General features: G+C 32.7%; 3 protein-coding genes. All 3 read left to right on the top strand.

Annotation, left to right across the window (positions count from 1 at the left end; genetic code table 11):
- A partial coding sequence (locus KHW44_RS09000; RefSeq protein WP_304068670.1) for an ATP-dependent Clp protease proteolytic subunit occupies nt 1-279 on the top strand: 279 nt, incomplete at its 5' end.
- A gap of 10 nt (nt 280-289) precedes the next feature.
- Nucleotides 290-1,525 (top strand): ATP-dependent Clp protease ATP-binding subunit ClpX, encoded by a 1,236-nt coding sequence (gene clpX, locus KHW44_RS09005; RefSeq protein ID WP_304068673.1) that lies wholly within the window; start codon nt 290-292, stop codon nt 1,523-1,525.
- 63 nt (nt 1,526-1,588) lie between these two features.
- On the top strand, nt 1,589-2,064 hold a 476-nt coding region (locus KHW44_RS09010), incomplete at its 3' end, for an LON peptidase substrate-binding domain-containing protein (protein WP_304068677.1).

A 2,064-nucleotide genomic window follows, 5' to 3' on the forward strand; every position in this document is an offset into this window, starting at 1 on the left:
CTTCTAACAAGTGGTGCAAAAGGAAAAAGATATGCACTTCCAAATGCAGACACTTTAATCCATCAACCACTTGGTGGAGCACAAGGACAAGCTAGTGATATCGAAATTCACGCTAAGAATATTTTGAAGAAGAGAGAATTATTAAACAAGATATTATCTGAAAGAACTGGACAACCTCTAGAAAAAATTGAAAGAGATACAGACAGAGATTTCATACTAACAGCAGAAGAAGCAAAAGAGTATGGATTGATAGACGAAGTTATATATACTTCTAAATAAGGAAATATTTATGCCAAAGAATGAAAATCAATATAAATGTTCTTTTTGCGGTAAATCACAAGATGAAGTCAGAAAATTAATTGCTGGACCTGGAGTATTTATTTGCGATGAATGTGTTTCATTATGTAACAGCATAATAGAAGAAGAATTCAAAGATGTAGATACTATCCAAGAAAGAATTGATTTGCCTAAGCCAATCGAAATCAAGGATGTGCTTGATGATTATGTAATCAAACAGGAAGAAGGTAAGAAAGCCTTGGCTGTTGCAGTATATAATCATTACAAAAGAATTAATTCTAATCTAATGAATAATGATGTAGAATTACAAAAATCAAATATTTTATTGGTGGGTCCAACTGGAAGCGGAAAAACACTTTTAGCTGAAACTTTAGCCAAGATATTGGATGTTCCTTTTGCTATAGCCGATGCAACTAGCCTTACAGAAGCTGGATATGTCGGAGAAGATGTAGAAAATGTAATTTTGAAGCTTATTCAAGCGGCGGATTACGATATCGAAAAAGCAGAACAAGGAATCATCTACATTGACGAAATCGACAAGATTACTAGAAAAAGCGAAAATCCTTCCATCACTAGAGATGTTAGCGGTGAAGGTGTACAACAAGCTTTGTTAAAAATAGTTGAAGGTACAATTTGTAACGTACCACCACAAGGTGGAAGAAAGCATCCTAACCAAGAATATATTCAAGTGGATACAAAAAATATTTTATTCATTGTTGGTGGGGCTTTTGACGGCTTAGAAAAAATAATCGAAAGAAGAACAGAAACAAAATCAATTGGTTTTGGAGCAGATTTGGGAGAAAATGAACACAAGAGGATTTCTGAATTGTTCAAAGATATTAGACCAGAAGATTTGATTAAATTCGGTTTAATTCCTGAATTTGTAGGAAGAATTCCAGTTTTAGTTACACTTGATGAACTAGATGAACAAGCTTTAATTAAAATACTTTTGGAACCTAAAAATGCAGTTATCAAACAATATCAAGAATTATTCAAAATGGATGATGTTGAGTTGGAATTTGATGAAGATGCATTGAAAGCTATCGCCAAATTGGCTTACGATAGAAAAACAGGTGCCAGAGGTTTGAGAACAATAATAGAAAAATCTTTGATGAATATTATGTTTGAGCTACCATCAAGACAAGACATTTCCAAAGTTATTTTGACAAAAGAAAGTGTACTAGAAGGGAAAGACCCAAAACTTGTTTTCAAAACAAATAATAAATAACACAAATAGCTCACTTTAGGTGAGCTATTTTTATCAATAGATTAAATTCGAAAGAGGAGTTTGATGAAAGAATACTATACAATATCAGAAAAGAAACTTCCAATAATTGCGTTGCGTGGTTTGTGGTTGTTTCCAAATAATATCCAACATTTCGAAGTTGGAAGGGAAGTTTCATTAAATGCTTTAAATGCTAGTTTGCTCAGAAATTCTGAGATTTTTATTTGTACGCAAAAAGATCCAATGATAGAAAACATCACAAAAGAAGATTTCTATCATACAGGAGTTCTTGCAAGTATCAAACAAACTATCAAAATGCCAAATGGGAATGTCAGAGTTTTGGTTGAAGCTTATGACAGAGCAAAAATCGTAGACTTCATAGAAAACGACAGTTTCTTAGAAGCAAACGTAGAGGTTATGGAATACGATAAAACAAAATATCATCCTACAGATAAATCGTTGACTATGATTAGGATGATTATTTCTTCGTTTGAAAGCTTGGCAGAAATTATCAAAAAACCATTACCACAAGATTTGCTTGG

The sequence above is a fragment of the Finegoldia magna genome (genome assembly GCF_018371055.1).
Taxonomy (GTDB): domain Bacteria; phylum Bacillota; class Clostridia; order Tissierellales; family Peptoniphilaceae; genus Finegoldia; species Finegoldia magna_I.